Source organism: Holdemanella sp. DFI.5.55 (assembly GCF_020593575.1).
Lineage (GTDB): Bacteria > Bacillota_I > Bacilli_A > Erysipelotrichales > Erysipelotrichaceae > Holdemanella > Holdemanella hominis.
This window is the reverse complement of record NZ_JAJDMK010000205.1, coordinates 1-468: the sequence shown is the minus strand read 5'-3', so window position 1 is coordinate 468 and position 468 is coordinate 1. Positions and strand designations below refer to the sequence as shown.

The 468-nt window shown below is 34.6% G+C and carries 1 protein-coding gene; it reads left to right on the top strand.

What is annotated here, in order from left to right; all coding sequences use genetic code 11:
- Nucleotides 1–468, top strand: a 468-nt coding sequence (locus tag LJE08_RS13820) for a transposase (RefSeq protein WP_227403559.1), incomplete at both ends; no start/stop codon positions are given.

Sequence of the window (468 nt, the reverse complement as noted above, 5' to 3'; positions counted from 1 at the left end):
AGAAGACACATCGTTATTCGTATACAACGAAATATACGAATGGAAATATTGAACTATATGACAATAAGGTCAAGCTTCCTAAGATTGGTCTAGTAAAGATAAAGAAAACACGAGCACCTAAAGGAAGACTCCTTAGTGCAACGGTATCACAAGTACCAAGTGGAAAGTATTATGTTTCACTATGTTATACGGATGTAGAAGAAGTCTTGTTTCCACTAACATATAATGAAACAGGTATAGATCTAGGTATCAAGGATTTTATCATATTGAGTAATGGAGAAAAGGTAGAGAATCCAAAATATCTGAAGAAGTCGATTGAGAAACTGAAAAAGTTACAGAAGCAGCAGTCACGAAAAACAAAGGGCGGCCGCAACTGGATCAAAAACAGAATCAAGATTGCAAGACTTCATGAAAAGATAGCGAATCAAAGAATGGATTTTATCAACAAACTATCTACTAGAATCATTA